This is a genomic window from Sphingopyxis panaciterrae, assembly GCF_011762125.1.
Lineage (GTDB): Bacteria > Pseudomonadota > Alphaproteobacteria > Sphingomonadales > Sphingomonadaceae > Sphingopyxis > Sphingopyxis panaciterrae.
Genome location: NZ_JAASQN010000002.1, coordinates 62,778 through 86,870 on the forward strand (window position 1 = coordinate 62,778; position 24,093 = coordinate 86,870).

A 24,093-nucleotide genomic window follows, 5' to 3' on the forward strand; every position below is an offset into this window, starting at 1 on the left:
CGTGCCGTCCGACATTGAAACGCGCCTCGCCGCGCGCGATAAGCTTGCCGCGGCCGTGCTGGCCGGAAATCGCGCCGCCGGCCGCAAGATCGCCGTTGCCGAAAGCTGTACAGGGGGCATGGTCGCCGTCGCGCTGACCGATATCGCCGGCAGTTCCGATGTGTTCAGCGCGGGCTTCGTGACCTATTCGGGCGAAGCCAAGAAGCGCCAGCTCGACGTCAGCAGCGAGATCCTCGAAACCTTCGGCGAAGTGTCGCTGGCCACCGCCTGGGCGATGGCGGCGGGCGCGCTGGCGAACAGCGACGCCGACGTCGCAGTCGCGATCACCGGCATTGCCGGCCCTGGCGGCGGGTCGGAGAAAAAACCGGTTGGTCAGGTGGTCTTCGCCCGTGCCCTCCGCGGCCAGGATCCTGACGATTATTTCACCCAGCGCGTCCAGTTCGACGGCGGCGACCGCGCCGGCATTCGCCACCACGCCACGCTGTTCGCGCTCGACCTGCTTCAGCCCGAACGCGACTCGCTGCGGCCGTCGGAGGACATCACCCTCCCCGCCGCGTAAAGCTCGTCGGCGCGGGTTTCGAACGCCGCGATCATCTTGCGCAGCGCCCTGTCGAACATCTGCCCCGCGAGCGTTTCGAAGACGCGGCTGCGGAACGAGAAATCGACCATGAAATCGACGCGGCAACCGCCGTCACCCTGCGGTTCGAAATGCCATTCGTTGCTGAGGTGGCGCATCGGGCCGTCGATATAGCTGACCGAGACATCGGTCGGGCGCCGCTTGTGAACGCGGCACGAAAAGCTTTCGCGCAGCCCCTTGAAGCCGACGATCATGTCGGCGACCGCCTCTTCCTCGCTTTCGCTGCGGATCCGCAAGGCGATCACCCAAGGCAGGAAATCGGGATAGCGCGCAATGTCGCCGACCAGCGCGAACATCTGTTCGGCGCTGTACGGCAGGACGCGGCTTTCGTGATGCCTCGGCAAATCCGGGTCAACCGGCGGCGGCGGCGCGCGCGAGCTTGGCTTCGCGCGCCGCGCGCATCCGCTCGAAATCGTCGCCGGCGTGATAGCTCGACCGGGTCAGCGGCGACGAAGCGACCTGAAGGAAACCCTTGGCGCGGGCGATCTGGGCATAAGCGTCGAAGGCCTTGGGGGTCACGAATTCGGCGACCTTGGCGTGTTTCGGCGTCGGTTGGAGATATTGGCCCATCGTCATGAAGTCGATGTCGGCGCTGCGCATATCGTCCATCACCTGATGAACCTCCATCCGCTCTTCACCGAGGCCGAGCATGATGCCCGATTTGGTGAAAATCGACGGATCGCGGCGCTTGACGCTTTCGAGCAGGCGCAGCGACGCATAATAGCGCGCGCCGGGACGGATCGTCGGATAGAGCCGCGGCACGGTTTCGAGATTGTGGTTATAGACGTCGGGCCGCGCGTCGACGATCGCCGCGACCGCGCTTTCGGGCTTGTTGCGAAAGTCGGGGGTCAGGATTTCGATCGTCGTCTGCGGCGTTTCGCGGCGTAGCGCGTTGATCACCTTGACGAACTGGCTGGCGCCGCCATCGGGCAGATCGTCGCGATCGACCGAGGTGATGACGATATGGCTGAGCCCCATCTTTGCCGCGGCGATCGCGGTATGCTCGGGTTCGAGCAGGTCGACGGGGCGCGGCATGCCGGTCTTGACGTTGCAGAAGGCGCAGGCGCGGGTGCAGGTATCGCCGAGGATCATCACCGTCGCGTGCTTTTTCGTCCAGCATTCGCCGATGTTCGGGCATGCCGCCTCTTCACACACCGTGTGCAGGTTCAGCTCGCGCATCAGCTTGCGCGTTTCGGCGTAGCCGGGGCTGGTCGGCGCCTTGACGCGAATCCAGTCGGGCTTGCGGCTGCGCTGGCTGGGAGTCGATACGGGCTGTGCAGGAGCGTTCATTTCGCCCACATAGTCTCGCACGCGCCTCTTCTCAACCTCTGTACCTATGCTAAGGCGCCAGCATGACTCACTTTGCAGATATGATCGAGGGCTACCGGCGTTTCCGTAACGGCGGCTGGCGGGAACAGCGTGAACGATGGGAGCAACTCGCCGAAGGCCAATCGCCGAAGGTGATGGTGATCGCCTGTTCGGACAGCCGATCCGAACCGTCGCAGATATTCGACACCAATCCCGGCGAAATCTTCGTCGTCCGCAACGTCGGCGCCCTCGTGCCGCCGTTCGAAACGACGCCGGGGCGTCACGGCGTTTCGGCCGCGCTTGAATTCGCGGTCCAGTTCCTGAAGGTCGATGAGGTCGTCGTGATGGGTCACGGCATGTGCGGCGGCTGCCACGCCGCGCTGCATCGGACGATGGAAGGCGCCGAACCCGGGCGCGGCGGTTTCGTCGCCCACTGGATCGCGATGCTCGACGAGGCGAGCGAACAGATACGCGCCGAATATCCCGACATCGACACGGCCGATGCGCGGCGTGCGATGGAACTGGCGGCCGTCCGCGTCAGCATCGCGAACCTGCGGACATTTCCCTGTATCCAGGAGAAAGAAAAGCGTGGAACCCTGAAGCTGCGCGGCGCATTCTTTGCGATCAGCGACGGGGTGCTTCACCTATTGGATGAAACGACGGGGGAGTTCGCGCCCGCTTAGAGCATCACGCAAACAGGAGGACGACATGAGCAAGAATGCAATGTGGCTGACGATAATTTTCCTCGCGGCCATTTTCGGGGCGTTCATGGGACCGTCGCTGGCGCAGGTCTTTTCGCCGGGCACCTTGCTCATCCTGTCGGTTCTGCTGATCGGCGGCGTCGTCATCTTCTGTTTCTGGGCGCTGTCGAGCAACAAGGGCGGCGCCAAGGCCGATGACGCGGCGGTCGCCAACGCGCGGACGATGCAGGCGCCGGAGGGCAAGGCGCGCATCTATATCACCCGCCGCGGCTTCGTCGCCGCCTTGCAAGGGATGAACATCACGCTCGACGATGCGGCGAAAGGCCAGATCAAGTCAGGCCAGATGCTGATGGCCGACGTCGCCCCCGGCACGTACCGCATCCACGCCGCGACCGCCAAGGCCAGCCTCGCGCGGCCGACCGAATTTGAGATCGAAGTCGGTGCCGGAGGAGTCGTGGTGATCGATGCGATGCTGGAGATGGGCGCGCTGAAGGGCGATGTGAAGCTGACGCGGCTCGATGCGGCGAAGGCACGCGAGAATGTCCATGCGACGAAGCTGGTGTTGTGGGAAGCGCCGCCGGCCTGAAGGCACCGGCAGGACAAATATCGCCCGGCACCGGAGGGGCTTCGTCGAAAAGGGACTATTCGTCGGCGGAGCTTCGGGAACCGTGCGCTCCTGATCCTTATTCGAACGAATAATGGAGCCTCACGCACCTGCGATCGAGCGCATCGGCTGCGATCAGGCGCGGTTTGATCGTCGCGCCGGTCGCGGGAAAAAGCGGACGTCCTCCGCCGATCAGTTCGGGCATGATGTAGATTTGCATGTCCCGCAGGGCGCCACGCTCGATAAAGCTCATCTGCAACTGCCCGCCCCCCAGCATCCAGACATCGCCATCATCGAGCAGCCGAAGTTCGGCGATCAGCGCGTCGACATCCTCGCGCGTTTCGAGGGGGCCCTTTGGATGCGGGATCGGCCGCGAGGTCACGACAAGGACGCGCTTGTCGCCATAGGGCCAGGGAGAGTCGTCGCGGGCCATGAAGTCATAGGTGCCCCGCCCCATGACGACGGTACGAATCCCGCGCAGAAAGGTCCGGTAATCATGATTGCCCAGATCGAGATCATCATAGGCGAAGAGCCAGTCGAGATTGTCGTCCGCCGTCGCGATATAGCCATCGAGGCTCGTTGCAATATAGCCGCGGATATCCGCCATCTGTTTTCCCTTGATTAATAAACGAATAAACGTTTATAAAAATCCATGGGTCGAAGCAAGCTTCTTTCGGACGATGCACTACTCGATCGTCTGTTGGCGCAGGTCGAGAAGATCGGGCCGGCCAGCCTGACATTTTCCAAAGCCGCACAGGCCGCGGGATTGTCCGCCGCCAGCCTTGTCCAACGCTTCGCCACGCGCGATGCGATGGCGGAAGCGGTGTTGTTGCACGCGTGGGACAAGCTGGATGCGGCGACCGCGGCCGCCGACGCCGAGGCTCCCGTGAACCCGGCCGGCGCAATCGGGTTGCTCCTGCGGTTGTCGCCGGGCGAAACCGCCGGCTGCGACGTCACCGACGGGCTCCTGCTCCTACGCGAAGATATTCGGAATCCCGTGCTCGCTGCGCGTGGAGCGGCATGGGGCGCCTGCCTCGCCAAAGCTGTCGGCCGGCGGCTCACCGGCTCGGCGGCCGATGCCGAGCGGCTGGGCTGGCAGATGGCCAGCGTCTGGCAGGGCGCGATCATCTGGTGGGCTTTCCGGCGCAACGGCGAGTCCGCGACGATGATCCGGGCCGCGCTGGAGGATTGGTGCCGCAGTGTGGGCGTCCCGAGCGCCCGGCCGTTGATCGCTGCAAACCCGGATACGCGCCCCGATCAGGGAATCGCGTAAGTCACATTCGCCTGCCCGACGGGCTTGTCGGGGTCGTCGGTCCAGATCCGAATGTCCATCACCGCAAGCCGCTTGCCGAGGCGCAGCATCGTCGCATCGGCGAATAGCGGCCCGGGGCGGCACGGCCGCAGGAACTGATAATTGAGCGCGCTCGTCACCGCCATCGCGACGGGGCCGATATGCGCGAGGACGAGCGCGTAGGCCGCCATGTCGGCAAAGCCCATCTGCGTCGGGCCCGAGATCAGTCCGCCGGGGCGGAGCGCCTGTTCATTGGGGTCCAGCCGCGCCCGGATATGACCCGGCACCGCCGAGACGACATGGCCGCGCGAACCGGGCGCCGAATGGGGGAAAGCCTCTGCCAGGAAGGCATTGAGCGCGTCCGAGTCCAAACGGATCGCGCCCGACGATATCGGAGCCGCCTCCCCCGCCATCAGATCAGCGCGTCAGCTTCTTGTACGACGTCGCATGCGGGCGCGTCGCATCGTCGCCGAGGCGACGGATCTTGTCCTCTTCATAGGATTCGAAATTCCCTTCGAACCATTCGACATGGCTGTCGCCCTCGAACGCCAGAATGTGCGTCGCGAGTCGATCGAGGAAGAAGCGATCGTGGCTGATGACCACGGCGCAGCCGGCGAAATTCTCGAGCGCTTCTTCGAGCGCGGCGAGGGTTTCGGTGTCGAGATCGTTGGTCGGTTCGTCGAGCAGCAGGACGTTGCCGCCCTGTTTCAGCATCTTCGCCATATGAACACGGTTGCGTTCACCGCCCGACAGCTGGCCGACCTTTTTCTGCTGGTCGACGCCCTTGAAGTTGAACGCGCCGACATAGGCGCGCGTCTGCATCTCGTGCTTGCCGATGTTCATCATCTCGGCACCGCCCGAGATTTCCTGCCAGACATTATTGTCGGGTTTCAGGTCGTCGCGGCTCTGGTCGACGAAGCCGAGGTGGACGGTGTCGCCGATCGTCACCTTGCCATTGTCCGGCGTTTCCTGACCGGTGATCAGCTTGAAAAGGGTCGATTTGCCAGCGCCGTTGGGACCGATCACGCCGACAATGCCGCCCGGCGGCAGCGAGAAGGACAGGTTTTCGAAGAGCAGCTTGTCGCCAAAGGCTTTGGAGATATTCTCGACCTCGATGACCTTGCCGCCGAGGCGCTGGGGCACCTGAATGACGATTTGCGCCTTGCCGGGGATGCGCTTTTCCTGCGCCTCGACCAGCTGGTCAAAGCTCTTGATACGCGCCTTCGATTTGGCCTGGCGGGCTTTCGGCGACTGCCGGATCCATTCGAGCTCGTCCTTGATCGCCTTCTGGCGACCGGCGTCCTCGCGCGATTCCTGTTCGAGGCGCTTGCCCTTCTTTTCGAGGTAGGTCGAATAATTGCCTTCGTAGACGAAATAACGGCCGCGATCGAGTTCGAGGATCCAGTTCACGACATTGTCGAGGAAATAGCGATCGTGGGTGACGAGGATGACGTTGCCCGGATAGTCGACGAGATGCTTTTCGAGCCAGGCGACGCTTTCGGCGTCGAGATGGTTGGTCGGTTCGTCGAGAAGCAGGATCGACGGCTTTTCGAGCAGCAGGCGAGTGAGCGCGATGCGACGCTTTTCACCGCCCGACAGGCTTTCGACGCTGGAATCGCCCGGTGGGCAGCGGAGCGCTTCCATCGCGATTTCAAGCTGGTTGTCGAGCGTCCAGCCATCGACCGCGTCGATCTTTTCCTGGAGCGTGCCCATTTCTTCCATCAACGCGTCGAAATCGGCGTCGGCGGGCGGATCGGCCATCAGCGTGCTGATCTCGTTGAAGCGGTCCATCATGTCCGCGACGCCGCGAACGCCGTCCATGACATTTTCCTTGACCGTCTTGTTCGGGTCGAGCTGCGGTTCCTGCGCCAGATAGCCGACGGTGATCCCCTCGCCCGCCCAGGCTTCGCCGGTGAATTCCTTGTCGATGCCGGCCATGATCTTCATCAGTGTCGACTTGCCCGTGCCGTTCGGGCCGACGATACCGATCTTGGCATCGGGATAGAATTGCAGGCTGAGGTTGTTGAGGGTCGGCTTTTGCGCGCCGGGATAGGACTTGGTCAGACCCTTCATTACGAAACTATATTGAGCGGCCATGCGATGAGCTCCGGTATTTGGCTGGGCCGCGCTGGGTCGGCCGGGAGAGATGTTGCGCGCCGGTTAGCGAATAGGGGCCCGCTTGGCAATCGACGCTTGCCCAGCGCGGCAGCGCCGTTAGGAAGTGCGGATGACAAACACTCCTCGCGCTGCGCGCTTCCTCGCCCTCGCCTCTTCCGCTCTCGCATTCTGTGGAGCCGCAACCGCATCACCCCAAAGCGCGGTCGAACTGGCACAGCAGGGCGACGACCCCGCTTGGGCGATCACCGAAGGGCTGACGACCGAGATCGGACCGCGGCAGGCGGCGACCGAAGCCGAAGCTGCGGCCCGGCGCTGGGCACTGGCGCGGCTCGCCGCGATGGGCTTCGCGAATGTCCGCGAGGAACAGTTTATGATGCCGACGTGGGTACGCGGCGACGAAGAGGCTTCGTTGACCGGCCCGTTCCAGCCGCAGAAGCTTCATATCGCGGCGCTCGGCAACAGCGCTTCGACCGGCCCGAAGGGGATCGAGGGTGAAATCGTCTATTTCGCAAGCTATGACGCGCTGCTCGCCGCGCCGGACGCCATGGTGAAGGGCAAGATCGTCTTCATCGACCATCAGATGAAGGCGGCGCAGGATGGTAGCGGCTATGGCCAATATGGCCGCGCACGTTTTACCGGCCCCAATGCCGCCGCGAAAAAGGGCGCGATCGCGACAGTGATCCGCTCGATCGGCACCGACAACCATCGTGTCCCGCACACCGGTGGCACGAATTTCGAGAAGGGGGTGAAGCCGATCCCCGCCGGCGCGCTGTCGAACCCCGATGCCGACCAGCTCGTTCGCCAGTGGCGGCGCGTTACGGCGACGCCGGTGGCGGGCGGCGCCAGCCCCGGAGCGCTGCGCTTGAAGCTGCTGCTAACCCCACAGAATCTGGGGCAGCAGCATTCGGGCAACATCATTGCCGAAGTGCCCGGCAGCGACCCTGCCGCGAGCCCGGTGATCATCGCCTGCCATCTCGACAGCTGGGACCTTGCCACCGGCGCGATCGACGATGCCGCGGGCTGCGGCATCATCACCGCCGCGGCCAAGCATGTCATGACCGCGGGCCAGCCGCGCCGCACGATCCGTCTGCTCTGGGCGGGCGCCGAGGAAGTCGGCGTATTCGGCGGCAAGGCCTATTTCGAAGCACATGGCAAAGAAAAGCATGCCGTCGCGATGGAATCCGATTTCGGCGCCGATCGCGTGTGGCGCGTCGACTTCAAGCTGCCCGACAGCGCGAAAAGCCTCGCCGACCGGATCAGCGCCGCGGTCGCGCCCTTCGGCGTCACGCGCGGCAAATATCCCGCAAGCGGCGGCGCCGATGTCGGCGCGCTGATCGAGGCGGGCGTTCCGGCGGTGGACTTGCAGCAGGACGGGACGCGCTATTTCGACCTGCACCACACCGCCGACGACACGCTCGACAAGGTCGATCCCGCCCAATTGCGGCAGAATGTCGTGGCCTGGACCGCGGTTCTGGCGATTCTTGCAAACAGTAGCGATGCCGAACTGCCGTAATGGTTACAGGGAAATGACAGAATTCCGAGCTGTCCCGGCATCTCAATTATTTTTGTTGACGATTCATGCGGAACGGCTAAATCCCGCGGCTCGCGGTGCGGGAAAGTTTCCCCGACGCGTTAAGGCATTTTAGGGAGCCCACACATCATGAAGAAGTTTGCTGCTATCGCCGTTGCTGCCAGCATGTTCGCCCTCGCCGCTTGCGGTGAAAAGGCTGCTGAAGAAGCCACCACCGACGCCCCCGCCGCTGAAGCGGTTGCGGAAGAAGGCGCCGACGCCGCTGCTGCTGGCGCCGATGCCGCTGCCGCTGGTGCCGACGCTGCCGCTGCTGGCGCCGACGCTGCCGCTGCTCCGGCCGCTGCCGCTCCGGCTGCTGACGCCGCTGCTGCTCCGGCCGCTCCGGCTGCCGACGCCAAGGCTGCTGCTCCGGCTGAAGAAAAGAAGTAAGTCGCAGCCCTTCGGGGCGATGACTGAAACGAAAAAGAGCGGTCTTCCTTCGGGAAGGCCGCTTTTTTTGATTCCGGCAGGTCGGCTTGGAACGCGAAACACCGACCGCGTGTCCTTTCGGGAGCAAGCATATGGAGATCGATATGCCCGGCGATAATATTCCCTTTTCGATGGCCGGTCTCGACCACATCGTCCTTCGCGTTTCGAACCTTCAGACGATGCTGGCATTCTACCACGACGTGCTGGGCTGCACCGATGAGCGAACACAGGCCGAGATCGGCCTGTTTCAGCTTCGCGCGGGGCGTTCGCTGATCGATCTGGTGACGATCGACGGCAAGCTTGGCGCCGCAGGCGGCGCCGCGGCAGGTGCCGAAGGCCGGAACCTCGACCATTTCGCGCTGGCCATTTCCCCCTTTGACGAGTCCGCTATCCGCGCGCATCTTGCCCATCATCATGTCGAGATCGAACAATCGGGGCCGCGTTACGGTGCCGAGGGCGAAGGATCGTCGGTTTATTTCCGCGATCCCGAGGGCAATTTGATCGAACTCAAGGGCCCCGGCGAGCAGAGCGTATAGACTTGCCCCCGCGCCGCGTCTAAGGCGCCAATCAGTCGGGGAGTAGCGCAGCCTGGTAGCGCATCTGCTTTGGGAGCAGAGGGTCGTAGGTTCGAATCCTATCTCCCCGACCATTTTTCGCCTTCGCTTGAATTGCGGCCCGTTCCGCCTTTTCGTGATTAAAGGCGACTTTTCTCCAAAACGGACATTTTTGGTCGAGCATTTGCGTAACGCCGACTATTGGTCGAACAAGGGATTTTCCCTTTTCGGGCTTTCTCCATTCACCGCCCGCCCATTGACTTTGCGCCGTCGCTGGTCTGACTGAAACATGGTTAACGCGGGACGAATCGCGCGTATGGCGAAGTTGCGGGGGGCAAGTGGAACAGGGACAGGCGCTCGATTTACTCGATCAGATGCTGTGGAACGCCGTATTGCTCGCCATGCCGGTGTTGCTCGCGACGCTGGTGGTCGGGCTGATTATTTCGATCTTTCAGGTCGCGACCCAAATTCAGGAAATGACGCTTTCCTATGTGCCGAAAATCCTGACCGCGGCGTTCCTGCTGATCGCGCTTGGGCCGTGGATGCTCGGACGGCTGACCGACTGGGCACGCGCGCTCTATCTTTCCATCCCCACGCTCGGCCATTAGGCGCGCGTTTCGCCCTCGTGGACGATTTCACCCGCCAGATTCTCGCGATCCTCTGCGTGTCGCTGCGCATCGCGCCCGCCCTCGCCTTTGCGCCGCCCTTCACGCTGATGCGGGTGCCGGGGTTGGTGCGGGTGCTGATGGCCCTCGCCTTCGCCGCATGGATGGTCGGCACATGGCCGGACCGGACCGCGTCGCTGGTCGATCGCGCCCCCTCGCTCGCGGCGCTGATGATGGGCGAACTGGTGATCGGCATCGCGATCGCGCTGGCGTTGCAGCTCTGCTTCGCGGCGGTGCTGTGGGCCGGCCAGACGCTCGACATCCAGGCGGGATTCGGGCTGGCGATGGTCGCCGATCCGACCACGCAGGCGCAGATGCCGCTGGCCGGCACGATCCTCGCTTATGCGACCGCCGCGGTCTTTTTCGCCGGGTCGGGACCGTTCGATCTGCTCGGCCTGTGGGCCGCATCGCTCGACATCGTCCCGCTCGGCGCCGCCCTGCGTCCCGACCTGGGCGCGATGGCGCAGCTGATGGGCGCCTTGTTCGGGGTGGCGATCGGGCTGGTCGGCATGGTGATGATGACGCTGTTCCTGCTCGACCTCGCCATCGCCTTCATGTCGCGCGCACTGCCGCAGATGAATGTGCTGCTGCTGGGCTTCCAGGTGAAGGCGATCGCGATGCTGCTGTGCCTGCCGATCGCGATCGGGGCATCGGCCGCCCTGTTTCTCCGCCTGATCCGCCTTGCCCTGTCGGGCGCGCTGACGATGCTCGCGGTGTCCTGACCGATGGAGGGGCAGGAACAGAACCGGACCGAGGAAGCGACGCCGTTCAAGCTCAAGCGGGCACGCGAAAAGGGCCAGGTCGCGCGCGGCCTGGACCTGGGCTTCGTCGGCAGCCTGATCGCGCTGATCTTCTTCGCGCTGGCCGCGGGCGCCGGTTTCGCGGTGACGCTCGCGCAGATCATGCGGCGGTCGCTGACCTTGGGCATCGAGCGTGCGGCCGACCCGTTCGAATTGCTCGCGCTCGGCGGTGCGGCGCTCCGCGAGGGGCTCTATCCGCTGATGCTGCTTGCCATCGCAATCGTCGTCATCCTGATCATCCTCGACCTCATTCAGCTACGCGGGCTGATCTTCAGCTTTCAGCCGCTGAAACCCGATTTCACGCGGCTCAATCCGGCCCAGGGGGTCAAGCGCCTCTTTTCGCTGCGCATGCTCAAGGAAACGCTGAAGAATATCGTCAAGATGGTCTGCTATGCCGCGGTGACCTGGCTGGTGATCGTTGCCGCGATCGAAAGCTTCGGCCGCGGCATGCCTGGCAGCGGCGCCGTCATCCGCGCGCTGATGGGCAGCGCGGGCCAGATGGTCCTGGCCTTCTTGGGCGTCGCCATCTTCTTCACCGTTATCGACCAGCTGATCGTTCGCCGCGAATTCCGCCGTCAGATGCGGATGAGCCGCCGCGAACTGACGCGCGAGATCAAAGACCGCGAGGGCGAACCCCGCATCAAGCAGAAACGCAAGCAGCTCCGCGCCCAGATGGTCGAACAGGCACGCGGCCTCGCGCGGGTCGCGGGCGCCGACCTGGTGGTCACCAATCCGGACCATTATGCCGTTGCCCTGCTGTATGATGCGGACAAAATGGATGCGCCAGTCGTCCATGCGCGCGGCCGCAATGTCATTGCCCAACTGATGAAGCGAAAGGCGCGGCTTTCGAACGTGCCGATCTTCGCCAATCCGCCGCTCGCGCGCGCGCTTTACCACCGGCATGACATCGATCAGGCCATCGGTGCCGACAGCTACCGTGCCGTCGCGGCCCTCTATATCCGCTTGCGCGAACGTAACGCCGCAGCGGGCGACCCCCAAGGCGATCCCACATGACAAACTACTTCGGGCGGAACAAGGACCTGTTCCTCGTCGCCAGCTTCGTCCTGATCCTGATCATCCTGTTCGCGCCGATTCCGCCGGCTTTCCTCGACCTCGCGATCATCATGAACTTCGGGCTGGCGCTGACGATCATGCTGCTGACCTTCTATGTCGCGAAACCGGTCGATTTTTCGACCTTCCCTTCGCTGCTGCTCGTCGCGACGCTGTACCGCCTTTCGCTGAACGTCGCCGCGACGCGGCTCATTCTGACCGGCGGCAACGCCGGCGAGGTGATTGGGTCGATCGGCTCCTTCGCGGTGCAGGGCAATTTTGTCATCGGCCTCGTCGTCTTCTCGATCCTCGTCGTCGTCCAGTTCATCGTCATCACCTCGGGTGCGCAGCGCGTTTCCGAGGTCGCGGCGCGCTTCACGCTCGACTCGCTCCCCGGCCAGCAGATGAGCATCGATGCCGACCTCAACATGGGACTGATCGACCAGAATGAAGCCGCGGCGCGGCGCAAGAATCTGGAGAAGGAAGCCTCTTTTTACGGCGCGATGGATGGTGCGAGCAAGTTCGTGAAGGGCGATGCGGTCGCGGGCATCATCATCGTCCTGATCAATATCGTCGCGGGGCTGATCGTCGGCGTCGTCCAGATGGGGATGAACTGGGGGCAGTCGCTCGAACATTTCGCGCTGCTGACGATCGGCGATGGCATCGCGACGCAACTGCCGGCGCTGATCATCTCGATCGCGACCGGCATCATCGTCACCCGCTCGGCCTCGGACCGCGAACTCAGCACCGAGATTTTCACGCAATTATCGTCGGTTCCCCGCATTCCGTTGATCGTTTGCGGCATCCTGCTCGCGCTGATGCTCCTGCCCGGCATGCCGAAATGGCCGATCCTGCTGATCGGCGCGCTGGCGCTCGTCGCCTGGGTCCGTATCCGCCGCCGGGCGCGAGCCGAAGCCGCGCTGGCGCATGCCGAGAGCGAAGGCGATATCGCCGAAACGGCATTGCCCGGTGAGGCCGCGCCGATCGAGATTCGGCTAGGCAGCGAACTCGCGACCTTCTGGGGTGAGCGGCGCGCGCTGTTGCTCGACCGGATCGCGACGAGCCGCGCCGCGCACGAAACGGCGTTCGGCATCGTCTTTCCCCCAGTGCGGCTGACCGACACCGCCGACCTGGGATCGCAGGATTATCGGATCGCGCTGCACGGCACCGCTTATGGCGCGGGCCGTATCGTGCCCGATCATCTTTTTGCCGTTCGCCCCGGTGAAGGGGGCGCGACGATGGAGGGGATCGAGGCCAGCGACCCCGCCTTCGGCCTGCCCGGTTGGTGGATCGACGCCGCGCGCGAAGGCGAAGCGCGCGCGAAAGCGTTGACCGTGATCGATCCTGAAACGGTCCTGATGACCCATTTCGCCGAAGTGATGAAGGCCGAGGTCGCAACGATGCTGACCCGCGCCGTCACCGCGCAGTTGATCGATCGCGCGCGCGAGCGGCAGTCCGGCCTTGTGGAGGAGCTCGTCCCGAACGTCATGACGATTTCGGACGTCCAGCGCGTATTGCAGAACCTGCTTGCCGAGCGTGTTTCGATCGCGAATATCGAGCTGATCCTCGAAATCCTGGTCGACGTCGCGCGGACCGAACGCGACCATGTCGCCCTCACCGATCAGGTCCGCCGCCATTTGAGCACGAGCATCTGCAACGGCCTGCGCGGCAATCACAGCCACCTCGCGGTGATCAGCCTCGACCCGCGCGTCGAAAACCAGATCGCGCAGAGCATCGGCGGGGGGGCAGCGCAGTCGGCGATCGGGCTCGAGCCGAAGCTGGCCGATCAACTGCTTCGCAAGCTGGGGCCGGCGGCGGAGACGATGTTGCGGCAGGGCCGCTCGCCCGTACTGCTGTGCGCGGCGCAGATCCGGCGTAACCTGCTGCGCCTGACCCAGCGGACCATTCCGCAGCTGTCGATCCTCGCCATCGAAGAAATTCCGCTGCGAACATCGCTGCAATCGTTTCAGGTCGTGAAGCTCGACAGCTGATCGGCTATCGTCGCCTATCCCCCTCGCCCATTTCAAAGGATTGACCGAAAAGATGAACGCACCGGGACAACAGGATAGCCTCGCGAGGCTTCTCGGCTATCTGGAAAGCGATCCTGGCAATGCGGCCCTGCTGCGCGATTGCGCCGCCGCGGCGATGGCAGCGGGCGATGCCGCCGTGGCCGACGACTGCTATGCGCGTCTTGAGCAAATCGCGGGTTTGACCGAAAGTGACGCGTCGGCGGCCGGCCTCGCCGCGATGCAAAGCGGGCAGCAGGCGCGCGCGATCGGGCTGTTCGAGACCTTGGCAGATGCGCATCCCGGCGATCCCGCGATCCGCTTCAACCTCGCGTGGAGCCTGGCGCTCGACCGGCAATATGATCGTGCTGAAACGCTGCTCGACGACGCGACGATCGCCGCGCTCCCGCAAGCCGCGATGCTCGACCTGCAATTGCTGCACGAGCGCGGTGACTTCGACGGCGCGGCCGAAAAGCTCCGCCCCTATCTCGCTGCACATGGCGATTATGCCCCATTGCAGGCCGCGGTGTCGGTCCTCGCCATGGATCTCGACGAAGAGGCGCTGGCGCGACAGACTGCGATCGCCGGCGGCGACCATCCCGACGCACTGACCACGCTAGGCACGCTGACGCTTGGCGACGGCAATGCTGCGAAAGCCCACGCGCTGCTTGAGCGAGCGATGGCGCAAAATGCGGCATCGCCGCGGACGTGGATCGGGCTTGGCCTCGCGAACCTCAACCTGGGAGCAACTGCGGACGCCTTGCAGCAGATCGATCATGGGGCGGCGCTGTTCGAGGATCATCTCGGCAGCTGGATCGCTGCCGGCTGGGCCCATCTGATCGCCGGCGACCGTGACGTTGCCGCCGCACGCTTCCAAAAGGCGATGGCGCTCGATGACAATTTTGCCGAATGCCATGGATCGCAAGCGACGATCGAGGCGCTTGCCGGAGATTTCGCGGCAGCCCGGCGCAGCATCGCGGTCGCATTCCGGCTCGATCGCCAATGCTTTTCCGCCGCCTTCGCCCAGATCCTCGTCGCTTCGGCGGAAGGTGATGCGAGCAAGGCGGACCATATATTGGAACGCGCAATGGATCAGCCGCTCGGCGATCAGGGCCAGACCTTGCGGGTGTTGCTCGGGCGGATTGCGCGGTGAAGACACGTCGAAGATGAGCGCGGCAGTTGACGTGTCGCGTCTGCTTTTGGCCGGTTGTTGCCGTTCCCCCTTTTCGTCACCCCGGGCTTGACCCGGGGTCCCGCTTGATGCCGAAAACCGCTGGCACCTCCAAAAAAGCGGGATCCCGGATCAAGTCCGGGATGACGAAGGTGCGTTAAGCAACGTCCCCTCCCCACCCCAAAGCGGGCACCGTTCCGCGAAGCAACCTCACCCGCCCTTTCATTCCCGCAGATCGCGACGCGCTGCACCCAGCAACGCTTTGCCGGCTTCGTCGTTCGCGAGCAGATCGACGACGCGCGAAACAAGTTGCTGGAATTTGGGATCGTTAACGAGCCCCTCGCCGAATTCCTCAATCAACAGGCCCTGGATCATCGACCGTTCGACATCCTCGTCGCTCAGTGCATCCATTTGCGCGAGCGCGCGGATGCGGTGGATGTTCGATCCGTCGTCCGCGGTCTTTCCGCCCACATTCTGCGGTTTTCCGCCTTTTTTGAGTGCAGCTGCCCGCTCCAGCTTCTGACGAAGCAGGATCATGATATGGTCGGAGGCGGATATCCGCGTCATGCGCTGTTCGCTCGCACGTCAGTGATGCGTCGTGCCGGGCGACAATTGGCCGAGCAGGAAAGACGTCGCCGACTCGCCGTCATCGCCGTTTTGCGGCGCTCCACCACCCAGCGCTTTGCGGCATTCGGCAAGGAGCAGCCCGATATCATGGTTCATCGGCGGGTTGTCACCGTTCAGCGCCATGCCGGCTTCGAATTGCTCGATCGCCGGACCGAATTCGTCGCGGATTAGATGGGTCAGTCCCTCGACAAACCGGCGGAGGTAGTTGCCGATCGGCAGCTGAAGCAGCGGCCCCCAGGTCGACAACGCGCGATCGGCTTCACCCGACGTGAGTTCGAAGAAGCCGAGCTGATAGCGTGCCAGCGTGTAATCGGGCGCCAGTTCGACCGCCTTTTGCAGCGCTTGATGCGCCTCGATAGCGCGCTGTTTTCCGGCGAGGGTTGAGCCGCGCAGAAAATGCAATCGCGGGTCTTCGGGAAAAAGGCGGAGCTCCCGGTCGATCTTGTCGAGGTCCCCGCTGTCGTCGCCGCGGATGTCTTCGACCAGCGCGGCCAGATCCTGGTCGCTGCACAATTTGCTCATGTCATTTTCCTTCATCCCGCCTTCTCCAGCCGGCCGTGCAGCCGGCCCAAGGCGCGCCCGTGTAACTGCGAGACGCGGCCGGTCGACAGGTCGAGCGCCGCGGCGATCTGCCGGAAGCTTACGCCATTCAGATAATGCTGCCGAACGATAAAGGCCTCGGTGGCGGGCAAATCGTCGATCGCGCCGCGCAACAGCAGTTCGGTCTGCTTCCACGCCAGCGTATCATAAGCGTTCGGCTCGTTGGTGCCGACCTGCTCGACCTCGCCTTGACGCCATTCCTCCAGGATCAGGCCGATCGCGAGCGTCGCCGTCAGCCGGGAAAGCTGTTGCAGCGCACTGTCCGCTTCGCCGGACGACGCCGGGATCAGTGATTTGAGCCGCTCGCGCTCGGTCCGGCGGCGGTAGCCGGCGTTGGCGATCGCCTCGCTGTATTTTCCCAATCCGTTCGAGATGCTGCCCAGGATTCGCGGGCGCGCGAACGCCCGGAAAGGAATGGTGCGCAGTGGTTCAAAGCGGTCGATCGCCTGTAACAGCCCCTCATAGGCGAGTTGTTCGACATCTCCGATCTCGTGATTGTCGCTCCGCCGCGCCAGAAAGCGATCGCGCGCAATGCCGCGGGCGAAGCGGGCGTAGTGCGAGAATATCCGGCCGCGGACCGCCGCAACATTGCCGAGCGCGTTGCGCCACAGGGCTGCTTCGACCCTTTCCGGCTTGGCGATCATGTCGATCCCACGTTTTTTACGCGGATGCCCCTTCATCTGAAGCTACCGGCAAGCCCCTGTATCACGAGGCTCCATCCGTCGATGAGGAGAAACATCAATATCTTGATCGGCAGCGAGATGGTCGTTGGCGGCACCATCATCATCCCGAGCGACAGCAGGATGCTGGACACCACCAGGTCGATCAGCAGAAACGGGAGCAAAATCACGAAACCGATGCTGAACGCGACGCGCAATTCGTTGAGCATGAAGGCCGGGATCAGCTTCGGCATCTCGACCTCCTCCGCCTTCGCCGGCAGCGGGGTATTCGACAGCGAATAAATGGTCGCAATATCCTTCTCGCGGGTCTGGCGAAGCATGAAGATTTTGAGCGGCGCCGATCCGGCGTCCATCGCCTCGGTCACGTTCGACTTGCCATCGAGCAGGGGCTGAAGCCCGGCCGCGCTCACCTGGCCCAGCACCGGGCCCATGGTGAAGATCGTCATGAACAGCGCCAGGCTGGTCAGCACCGCATTGGGCGGAGTCTGCGGCATGGCGAAGGCATGGCGTACCATGGCGAGGACCACGATGATCCGCAGGAAACTGGTCGTGCAAATCAGCAGCGTTGGCAGAAACGCCATCAGGGTCAGGACGAGCACAGTCCGGACGACCCCGCTGCTTCCCGATTGCGGGATATTCGGGACGATGTCGGTCACAGCCCAGGCAATATCCGAAACCCCCAACCCCGCCAGCACGATCAGCGACAGCCCCAAGCGACGCCCGGTCATCGCTCGGCCTCTCCGGAATCCGGCGAACGCAGCGGCGAGCGGTCGAGCAGGGTCGATCCACCAGCTCCGACCGCGACCAGGTAGCGCTCGCCATCATAATCGAAGATACAAAGGTCGACCGACATGTTGACCCGGCGCGTTTCGACGATTTCGATGGCGCGTGCGCCGGCGCCGAGACCGCGCGGAAGGAACGAGCCTATTCCAGCGTTCACCCGCCCCGCGCGAACCCGCCGCAGCGCGAGGATGAGCAGCACCGCGATCCCGATGCACAGCAACCAGGCACCGAACACCCTCCACAAGGAAATGCCGGCACCAAGCGCCCCGTCATCGGGCGCCGTCGCGCCCTTGAGCATCAGCAGCACAATCACATTCATCGCGATGGAGCGCCCTTTGCCATCACGCGCCGATGCGCGTGATGCGGACGCCAAAGCTTTCGCCCACCGCGACAATCTCGCCCACGCCGATCGCGCGGCCGTTCACGCGCAATTCGACCGGATCAGCCAGCGAAGCCGCGAGCTGGACGACCTCGTCTTTGGCCAGCGCACGCAATTCGCCGATCGTCATCGATGTAGCGCCGAGCACGGCCTCGATTTCAACCGAAACATGATCGAGCGCAAGCGAAGCGTCCTGCTTCCTGTCGCTCTCAGCCATTTGCATTTTCGTCATCGACTATGTCGTCCTAATTGGGGAGAAGAATGTATCATTGTCGGCAGCCGCGATCCGGACAGCCCCGTGCGCCGCCACCTTTCCTTCGACAAGCAAGTCGCAACCGGCATCGCGGCTGGATTGGAGGACGACGACATCGCCGACGGCAAGCCCGCGCACGTCCGCATAAGCCAGGGTTGCGCGTCCGAGTAGCGCCGCGCACGCAATGCGCGCATCGGCGACCGCATCGACGCGGCCGGTCAAGCGGGCATCGTCCTTCGAGCCCTTCATGTCTTGCTTGACGAACGCGATCACAACGGTGGGATCAGCGAGGACGCGGATCACGTCATGTCCGGCATCATCCTCGATCGAAAGGCAAAAAAGCGATGCGGAGCGACCGCCTTCCGGTTGAGGTTTGGGAATATTCAGTTCAACCACCAAAGGCGCGAGCCGATCGTCGAGGTCGGCGAGAACATGGCTGGCGGCGGACCGCAAAAGCCGCCGGTCATTAGCATGTTGATGGTCGCGCAAGCTGGAAATGGCAATCAGGGCGTGGCCAATGATATCGAGCACGTCGACCCGGCATTGAACCGATATGCACGACGACAGCGGCCGCGGCAGGGACCAGCCTTCATTCCCCTCACCCGCCGGCAACGGCCAACGCACCCACCGCGGCGCCGCGCGCAGCGCCGGCGCATGAAACCAGTGCCGGACCCAGCCGCCGATCGTCGCGCCGATCGCGCTGGCGGCTTGCGACGACGTCATTGCCCCTTCAGGCAGCCATGGCCGTGCAACCGCCATCATCATCCCTGGCCCCGAATTCCGAACAATTGCTGGATCATATCGTTCGATACGCTGATGATCTGCGACGAAGCCTGGAAGCCGCGCTGGATGAGAATGAGATCGCCGAATTGCCCCGACAGGTCGACGTTCGATGCCTCAAGGCGCTTCGACAAAATGCTGCCGACGCGCGTATCGCTGACCGCCAGATATTGCTGCCGACCATAGCCGTCGGAGACGAAAAGGCCGTTACTTCGCTGTTCAAGGCGTTGCGGATCGCGGAAATCGGCGATCGCCACCGCGCCGAGTTCCTGCTTCTTCTCATTCGTATAGGTGATTTCCAGCTTGCCGTCCTGATTGACCGCAAGCTTCGCGATCGTCCCTGCCGGGTTACCGGTGACTTCGGCCGTCCGCAGCGTCGAAACGCTGCCCGAGGAATAGGAGACGACGTTCGACGAAAAGTCGAAGGTCACGTTGAGGCCATTGGCGCTGTCTTCAAACAACAGCGTCGACGTCGTCGGATCGATCATGCTGCCGACGAATTTCAACGTTTTGGACCCGATATCGCGATTCTTGCCATCGGTGACCTTCACCGTCCAGACGTCGGACACTGTTTCGGTCCGGGAGAAGGCGATCTTCCACACGCTTTCGGTGCCGCGCGCATTATAAACCTTCACGTCGGGGATCGTGTAGCTTGTCGCCGTGTTCGACAGATTGTCGGCGAATTTGATCCGGTTGGTCGCCGCCGGCGCACTGGTCCGCGAAGCATCGATATTGAGGCTGACGGGGCGGCTGCTGTCGTCGAGCACCGCCAAGCGATAATCGGTGCCCGACAGGGTGATGAAGCCTTCATCGTTGACGGCGAAGCTGCCAGTGCGGGTATAATAATATTGGTCGCCATCCTGGAGCACGAAAAAGCCGTTGCCGTCGATCGCGAGGTCGAGATCGCGGTCGGTCTGACGCAGTTCGCCCTGGCTGAAATTGATCGTCGGTGCGTTGAGGCCGACACCATGACCGCCGCCGCCGAAACCATAGCCATATTCCAGACCGCCCTGGCTTCCCGTCCCGTAAATATCGGAAAAGGTCACGTTGGCCGATTTGAAACCCGTCGTGTTGAGGTTGCTGACATTGTTGCTGACGGCCTTGAGCCCGTTCGAATAGGCGGTCAGACCGCTAAGCCCGATGTAGATGGCGCCGAACATCTCAATCATCCTCCCTGATTTGCGTCACCGAACTGAGCGGAATATTGCTGACCGTCTGCTCATTCTCGAGTTCGAGCGTCAGATTGGGTAGCCCATCGGCGAAGGCGACCGCGATTACCTTGCCGCTGATGACCGATGCACCCGCCGGAATATCGACCTGCTTGCCGAGCAGGCTCGCCGCTTGCGACGTGGCTTGCGCCGACACGAGCGCCTTCAGATTGTCGTTCGTCGTTTGCGCCTGCTGGATCTGCGAAAACTGGGCGAGCTGCGAGACGAACTGGAAATTGTCCATCGGCTTCAGCGGATCCTGATAGGTCAGCTGCGTCAGCACGATCTTGAGCAGCGATTCAAAGCTGAGCCCGAACGCGTCTGTCGCATTTCCCTTGCCGCTCGCCGCGCCGGGCGCGGGACCTCCGATCGGATCAACCCCCTGCATCATCCGTTCGTGCCTCCGTCAAATTCGATCGATCGTTTCGAAATCGCGACGCCGTGGCCGCGCAACAGTCTGATGATGCGCGTCGTCACCTCGCCGCGCTCCTGCGCGTCGAGCCGCGCGCCGCGGACCAGCACGCGCAGGCTTGCGGCGTCAGCGGCAAGATGGATTTTGACGCCGTCGCCAAGGTCGAACGTCGTTGGCACTGCGCCACGGGTCATGCCGCTCTGCTTGCTCGGTCCGACGGGGGCGCCAGCCATGATCCCGTCACCCAGCGCGCGGCGGTGCGCCTGCGGGGCGGCGGGCAACGGAGTAACGCCCGGGTCCGTTGCACCGGCTGTGCGGTACGCAGCGAGACGCTCTCCCGCTCCTGCGCCCGTTACAGCCGGGCGTTGGCCCGGGGTTTCCGGTTGCAACACCCCTCGGCGCACCCTCGACGCTTCTGCGGCCGCGCCGTCATCCGCAACCGGGGCGATATCATCCGATTTCGCGAGGCGCTGACCGGCATCGCCGCTGCGACCGGTTTCGCCTTTCGCTGCCACCGACGCCGGCGCGACCAGCGGCCTCGCAGCAAAACTGACCGCCTCTTCCGCTCCATTATCCTGCTGACGATAGGTCAGCGGCGACGCGGCGCCCGCGCTGCCCAGCATAGCTGCAAACCCGCCTTTGCCCTGCTTGCCTCCCCTCTGCCCAGTTGGGCGCGGAGCATCCTTTGGCTGCGACGGAGTTGGCGCGGATTGGCCCGAGGCGGCGATGGTCATGACCCTCGCTCCCGCTCGGCAGCAAGCGCCAGGGCATCGATCGCAGCCCTATCTTCCCTGATTTGCGCCAATTTGCGTTCGACGTTGCGGCGCTGCCGCTCGATCGCCGACAGCCGTGACCGTTGCTGATGCCAGCCCGTCCGCTTATCCCTTTCGGCCTGCCGCGCCAGATCTTCGATTTCGCGGCGCTCCGTGACTTTCTTTTCGGCAATCATGATCGCATGGGCGGCGCGCCGCAACGCATCGGGATCGAACGATATTGCGCTTAGAATGCCGTCGAACTCGGTTTCGGACAGTTGCAGCTCGCGCACGCTTGCGCACGTGCGTTCGCCGGCTATACGAAGCCCATCCATCGCGTCAGCAAGCGAAAGTCGTGCGTCTGCGAGTTGAAGACGCTGGACGGTATCAAGCTGTGTCAGCTTGCCCAGTGTGCGCCGCCTATCCATGCGTCGGTCCGTCGACCAACAGTGCGCGCAATTGCCGCGTAGCAGCGCCAGGATCGGCATGTTCGGAAGCCGGCTGCCGCAAAAATTCGTTCAGCAACGGTATTATCTCGATTGCCCGGTCGATCGCCGCGCTGCTCCCTTTGCGGTAGATGCCGCTCTCGACCATCGTCCGCGCTTCCGCATATTCGGCAAGGATCGTCTGTACTTGGCGTGAGAGATCGAGCGCGTCCCCATCAAGCAGATGCGAAGCAAGGCGACTGACGCTGCTGCCCACGTCGATTGCCGGAAAATGCACCTTTTCGGCGAGACGCCGCGACAGGATGACATGGCCGTCAAGCAGCGACTTCATCAATTCCACGATCGGATCGTCGACGTCGTCGGTTTCGCTCAACACGGTGAAAATCGCGGTAATGGCGCCCCCGCCACGGATCGCTCCGCACCGTTCGACGATCTTCGGCAGGGCGGAAAAGACATTGGGGGTCAGCGCACGCAGCGTGGGCGGCTCGCCCGCTGCAAGGCCCACTTCGCGGAGCGCCAGCGCGAGGCGCGTGACGCTGTCGATGAACAGCACGACGTGCCGGCCCTTGCCGCGCCAATGTTCGGCCATGGCAAGCGCCTGTTCGACCGCACGCACACGCATCGATGCGCTTTCATCCGACGTCGCGGCGACGATCGTCGTCGCCGCTCCCGCTGGCTTGTCGCGATGCCCCGACCACAGCGCCTCAACTTCGCGCCCGCGTTCGCCGACGAGGCACAGGATGACATGATCGCATTCGATCTGCCGTGACAGTTGTTCGACGAGGCTGGTCTTGCCGACCCCGCTGGCGGCGAAAATGCCGATCCGCTGCCCTTCGCCAATCGGAAGCAGCATGTCGATGGCGCGAAGGCCAGTCGTGATGCGCCGGTCGGGCGTCACCCGGTCAAGCGCCGCCGCCAGCACCGACCGGCGCTCGATCGATTCCACATCGGCCGGATCGGCCTGCCCGTCGATTGGCCGGCCAAGCGCGTCGAGCGCACGATTTGCGAGGCCATCCCCGACGATGAAGCGCGAAAAGCGCTGCGAGGCAACGACCCGTCCGCCCAGCGAGACCGCCGAACTCGCCGCGAGCGGCATCAGAATGAGGCGTTCGGGTTCGACCACCACCACTTCGGCCAGCACATCATCCCCGGTAGCTGTTTCGATTTCGCAATAGTCGCCCAGCCGCGACAATGGGCCGTCCGCTTCGATCCGCGCGCCCGAAAGGCGGGTCACCCGGCCGCGATATTCGGCGAAATCCTGCGCGGCGATGTTGCGGAGCAAAGCCGAAGTCATGGCGCCTTCCCGCTCATCAATTGCCGGTCGAGGAAAGCGAGCAAATTGCGTCCCTGCATCACGGGACCGACCTCCATCTCGCCCAGCCGCAATTCAAACACGCATTCGCCGCTGGCCAACCCCGGATCGGCGACGATTGTCACGCGACCCTTATCGGAGGCGATTCCGGCGATACTCTCCTCGTTCGGAAAGTCCTTCGCGCTCACGCGGATGCCGAGCAGAAGATCGCGATCGATCTGCGCGCGGCGGACGCCAATAATATCCGCCACCATGGCTCGCCACTGCTCCTGATCGGCAAAGATCTGCCCCAACGCAGATCGGGTGATCGCCAGCGAAAGAGTGAACGATGCCTGCAACGCCTCGCTCATCGTCGCCTCCGCCCGCGTCGCCGCTTTGGCGAGCGTTTCGCGCAACAGCCCGTTCCGTCTCACGCCTTCGGCGACACCCTCGGCATGCGCTCCAGCTCGGATTTTTTCGATATCGGCGGCATGCTGCCGGCGAAGTGCTGCCAGGTCGTCGCGAGCCTCGCTCAGCGCCGTTTCGAGCTGAGGCGTGCAGTCGTCCGTTTCGGGAGGCAGCGCGGCGGACGAGGCCGGAGCTAGCACGACGCCGGGCGACGTGCCGAGCGAGCGGACCAGCAAGAGGCCACTCGGATCATCGCCTTTGATCAGCGCGGTCACAGATTCATGTCCTTCAGCCATTGCCGCCACCGCCTTCCGATCTGGCCCCGCCAGCTCTCTTCCTTTGCGCCGCCGTCGCGAATTTGATGCGCTGACGCGAGGAGCAGTTCGGCGGCGGCGAGAGTCATTCGCAGTTCGGCCGGCGGTGCCTCTGTTTGCCCCTCGAGTTCATGTAAAAGCTGCGAGAGCGGCGACGAAAACATCGCCCAATTTTTCATCCCTATGTCTGTTGGTGAAGGCGCTTGCGCCGCGCGATTCCTGACATCGATCATCGCCATCAGGCCGCGGCGCTGGT

The 24,093-nt window shown here is 63.7% G+C and carries 31 protein-coding genes and 1 tRNA gene; 13 read left to right on the top strand and 19 right to left on the bottom strand.

What is annotated here, in order from left to right; genetic code table 11:
- Position 1: 1 nt before the first annotated feature.
- On the top strand, positions 2–559 hold the full coding sequence (locus FHR22_RS07975) for a CinA family protein (protein ID WP_341786578.1): 558 nt from the start codon (positions 2–4) through the stop codon (positions 557–559).
- Here the strand turns inward: FHR22_RS07975 and FHR22_RS07980 are convergent.
- Positions 502–981 carry a type II toxin-antitoxin system RatA family toxin gene (locus FHR22_RS07980; RefSeq protein WP_166940941.1) on the bottom strand — a complete coding sequence of 160 codons (480 nt, stop codon included), beginning with the start codon at positions 979–981 and terminating at the stop codon, positions 502–504. The two genes, FHR22_RS07975 and FHR22_RS07980, sit on opposite strands and share 58 nt — an antisense overlap.
- 7 nt (positions 982–988) lie before the next feature.
- Entirely contained in the window at positions 989–1,927 is a 939-nt protein-coding gene (lipA, locus tag FHR22_RS07985) for a lipoyl synthase (protein ID WP_166940943.1), read from the bottom strand.
- Between the two features lie 62 nt (positions 1,928–1,989).
- Between lipA and FHR22_RS07990 the strand changes: the two genes are divergently transcribed.
- Together FHR22_RS07990 and FHR22_RS07995 are read left to right on the top strand one after the other, a co-directional pair.
- Positions 1,990–2,628 (top strand): carbonic anhydrase, encoded by a 639-nt coding sequence (locus FHR22_RS07990; RefSeq protein WP_166940945.1) that lies wholly within the window; start codon positions 1,990–1,992, stop codon positions 2,626–2,628.
- Positions 2,629–2,653: 25 nt separating this feature from the next.
- Entirely contained in the window at positions 2,654–3,232 is a 579-nt protein-coding gene (locus tag FHR22_RS07995) for a DUF2846 domain-containing protein (RefSeq protein ID WP_166940947.1), read from the top strand.
- Positions 3,233–3,329: 97 nt separating this feature from the next.
- Here the strand turns inward: FHR22_RS07995 and FHR22_RS08000 are convergent, their stop codons facing one another.
- Positions 3,330–3,857 (bottom strand): dihydrofolate reductase family protein, encoded by a 528-nt coding sequence (locus FHR22_RS08000; protein ID WP_166940949.1) that lies wholly within the window; start codon positions 3,855–3,857, stop codon positions 3,330–3,332.
- A 93-nt stretch (positions 3,858–3,950) separates the two neighbouring features.
- Between FHR22_RS08000 and FHR22_RS08005 the strand changes: the two genes are divergently transcribed.
- Complete coding sequence (locus FHR22_RS08005; RefSeq protein WP_208417592.1) at positions 3,951–4,523, top strand: hypothetical protein; 573 nt, start codon at positions 3,951–3,953, stop codon at positions 4,521–4,523.
- On the opposite strand, the gene FHR22_RS08010 is transcribed toward FHR22_RS08005, so the two are convergent.
- Together FHR22_RS08010 and ettA are read right to left on the bottom strand one after the other, a co-directional pair.
- The gene (locus FHR22_RS08010; protein ID WP_166940953.1) at positions 4,508–4,954 is read right to left on the bottom strand and encodes a PaaI family thioesterase; all 447 of its coding nucleotides are present in this window, start codon (positions 4,952–4,954) and stop codon (positions 4,508–4,510) included. The genes FHR22_RS08005 and FHR22_RS08010 overlap by 16 nt on opposite strands.
- 4 nt (positions 4,955–4,958) lie before the next feature.
- Positions 4,959–6,638 (bottom strand): energy-dependent translational throttle protein EttA, encoded by a 1,680-nt coding sequence (gene ettA / locus FHR22_RS08015; RefSeq protein ID WP_166940955.1) that lies wholly within the window; start codon positions 6,636–6,638, stop codon positions 4,959–4,961.
- Positions 6,639–6,768: 130 nt separating this feature from the next.
- On the opposite strand from ettA, the gene FHR22_RS08020 reads away from it, so the two are divergent.
- The 9 genes from FHR22_RS08020 (at position 6,769) to FHR22_RS08060 (ending at position 14,886) form a co-directional block, all read left to right on the top strand.
- A complete protein-coding gene (locus FHR22_RS08020) occupies positions 6,769–8,172 on the top strand; it encodes a M28 family peptidase (protein ID WP_166940957.1) in 1,404 nt (467 codons plus the stop codon).
- 147 nt (positions 8,173–8,319) lie between these two features.
- The gene (locus FHR22_RS08025) at positions 8,320–8,619 is read left to right on the top strand and encodes a hypothetical protein (RefSeq protein ID WP_166940959.1); all 300 of its coding nucleotides are present in this window, start codon (positions 8,320–8,322) and stop codon (positions 8,617–8,619) included.
- 131 nt (positions 8,620–8,750) lie between these two features.
- Complete coding sequence (locus FHR22_RS08030) at positions 8,751–9,194, top strand: VOC family protein (RefSeq protein ID WP_243853614.1); 444 nt, start codon at positions 8,751–8,753, stop codon at positions 9,192–9,194.
- 36 nt (positions 9,195–9,230) lie between these two features.
- Positions 9,231–9,307 (top strand) — tRNA-Pro (locus FHR22_RS08035).
- A 243-nt stretch (positions 9,308–9,550) separates the two neighbouring features.
- On the top strand, positions 9,551–9,820 hold the full coding sequence (gene fliQ, locus FHR22_RS08040) for a flagellar biosynthesis protein FliQ (RefSeq protein WP_166940961.1): 270 nt from the start codon (positions 9,551–9,553) through the stop codon (positions 9,818–9,820).
- A 17-nt stretch (positions 9,821–9,837) separates the two neighbouring features.
- Complete coding sequence (locus FHR22_RS08045; RefSeq protein WP_166940963.1) at positions 9,838–10,599, top strand: flagellar biosynthetic protein FliR; 762 nt, start codon at positions 9,838–9,840, stop codon at positions 10,597–10,599.
- 3 nt (positions 10,600–10,602) lie between these two features.
- On the top strand, positions 10,603–11,691 hold the full coding sequence (locus FHR22_RS08050; protein WP_166940965.1) for an EscU/YscU/HrcU family type III secretion system export apparatus switch protein: 1,089 nt from the start codon (positions 10,603–10,605) through the stop codon (positions 11,689–11,691).
- Positions 11,688–13,718: a flagellar biosynthesis protein FlhA gene (locus FHR22_RS08055; protein WP_166940966.1), complete on the top strand. Its 2,031-nt coding sequence runs from the start codon at positions 11,688–11,690 to the stop codon at positions 13,716–13,718. Before FHR22_RS08050 ends, FHR22_RS08055 begins: the two co-directional genes overlap by 4 nt.
- Positions 13,719–13,770: 52 nt before the next feature.
- Positions 13,771–14,886: a tetratricopeptide repeat protein gene (locus FHR22_RS08060; RefSeq protein ID WP_166940968.1), complete on the top strand. Its 1,116-nt coding sequence runs from the start codon at positions 13,771–13,773 to the stop codon at positions 14,884–14,886.
- A gap of 240 nt (positions 14,887–15,126) precedes the next feature.
- On the opposite strand, the gene FHR22_RS08065 is transcribed toward FHR22_RS08060, so the two are convergent.
- From FHR22_RS08065 to FHR22_RS08130, 14 genes are all read right to left on the bottom strand, one after another.
- Positions 15,127–15,441 carry a hypothetical protein gene (locus tag FHR22_RS08065; RefSeq protein ID WP_166940970.1) on the bottom strand — a complete coding sequence of 105 codons (315 nt, stop codon included), beginning with the start codon at positions 15,439–15,441 and terminating at the stop codon, positions 15,127–15,129.
- A 48-nt stretch (positions 15,442–15,489) separates the two neighbouring features.
- On the bottom strand, positions 15,490–16,053 hold the full coding sequence (locus FHR22_RS08070; RefSeq protein WP_166940972.1) for a tetratricopeptide repeat protein: 564 nt from the start codon (positions 16,051–16,053) through the stop codon (positions 15,490–15,492).
- Positions 16,054–16,064: 11 nt separating this feature from the next.
- Entirely contained in the window at positions 16,065–16,775 is a 711-nt protein-coding gene (locus tag FHR22_RS08075; RefSeq protein WP_166940974.1) for a sigma-70 family RNA polymerase sigma factor, read from the bottom strand.
- A 32-nt stretch (positions 16,776–16,807) separates the two neighbouring features.
- A complete protein-coding gene (fliP, locus tag FHR22_RS08080) occupies positions 16,808–17,539 on the bottom strand; it encodes a flagellar type III secretion system pore protein FliP (protein ID WP_166940976.1) in 732 nt (243 codons plus the stop codon).
- Positions 17,536–17,913, bottom strand: coding sequence for a hypothetical protein (locus FHR22_RS08085; protein ID WP_166940978.1), 378 nt, complete (start codon positions 17,911–17,913; stop codon positions 17,536–17,538). Before FHR22_RS08085 ends, fliP begins: the two co-directional genes overlap by 4 nt.
- A gap of 22 nt (positions 17,914–17,935) precedes the next feature.
- Positions 17,936–18,190 carry a FliM/FliN family flagellar motor switch protein gene (locus tag FHR22_RS08090; protein ID WP_166940980.1) on the bottom strand — a complete coding sequence of 85 codons (255 nt, stop codon included), beginning with the start codon at positions 18,188–18,190 and terminating at the stop codon, positions 17,936–17,938.
- Between the two features lie 18 nt (positions 18,191–18,208).
- Positions 18,209–18,991, bottom strand: coding sequence for a FliM/FliN family flagellar motor switch protein (locus FHR22_RS08095; protein ID WP_166940982.1), 783 nt, complete (start codon positions 18,989–18,991; stop codon positions 18,209–18,211).
- Entirely contained in the window at positions 18,988–20,175 is a 1,188-nt protein-coding gene (locus FHR22_RS08100; RefSeq protein WP_166940985.1) for a flagellar hook-basal body complex protein, read from the bottom strand. The genes FHR22_RS08095 and FHR22_RS08100 overlap by 4 nt, the downstream gene beginning before the upstream one ends.
- Positions 20,168–20,605: a flagellar hook assembly protein FlgD gene (locus FHR22_RS08105; protein ID WP_166940987.1), complete on the bottom strand. Its 438-nt coding sequence runs from the start codon at positions 20,603–20,605 to the stop codon at positions 20,168–20,170. Before FHR22_RS08105 ends, FHR22_RS08100 begins: the two co-directional genes overlap by 8 nt.
- Complete coding sequence (locus FHR22_RS08110; RefSeq protein WP_166940989.1) at positions 20,602–21,249, bottom strand: hypothetical protein; 648 nt, start codon at positions 21,247–21,249, stop codon at positions 20,602–20,604. The genes FHR22_RS08105 and FHR22_RS08110 overlap by 4 nt, the downstream gene beginning before the upstream one ends.
- Before the next feature lie 107 nt (positions 21,250–21,356).
- Positions 21,357–21,806 carry a hypothetical protein gene (locus FHR22_RS08115; protein WP_166940991.1) on the bottom strand — a complete coding sequence of 150 codons (450 nt, stop codon included), beginning with the start codon at positions 21,804–21,806 and terminating at the stop codon, positions 21,357–21,359.
- A complete protein-coding gene (locus FHR22_RS08120; RefSeq protein WP_166940993.1) occupies positions 21,799–23,118 on the bottom strand; it encodes a FliI/YscN family ATPase in 1,320 nt (439 codons plus the stop codon). Before FHR22_RS08120 ends, FHR22_RS08115 begins: the two co-directional genes overlap by 8 nt.
- Positions 23,115–23,798, bottom strand: a complete 684-nt coding sequence (locus FHR22_RS08125) for a FliH/SctL family protein (RefSeq protein WP_166940995.1) — start codon at positions 23,796–23,798, stop codon at positions 23,115–23,117. Before FHR22_RS08125 ends, FHR22_RS08120 begins: the two co-directional genes overlap by 4 nt.
- Complete coding sequence (locus FHR22_RS08130; protein WP_166940997.1) at positions 23,795–24,076, bottom strand: hypothetical protein; 282 nt, start codon at positions 24,074–24,076, stop codon at positions 23,795–23,797. Before FHR22_RS08130 ends, FHR22_RS08125 begins: the two co-directional genes overlap by 4 nt.
- Positions 24,077–24,093: the final 17 nt, after the last annotated feature.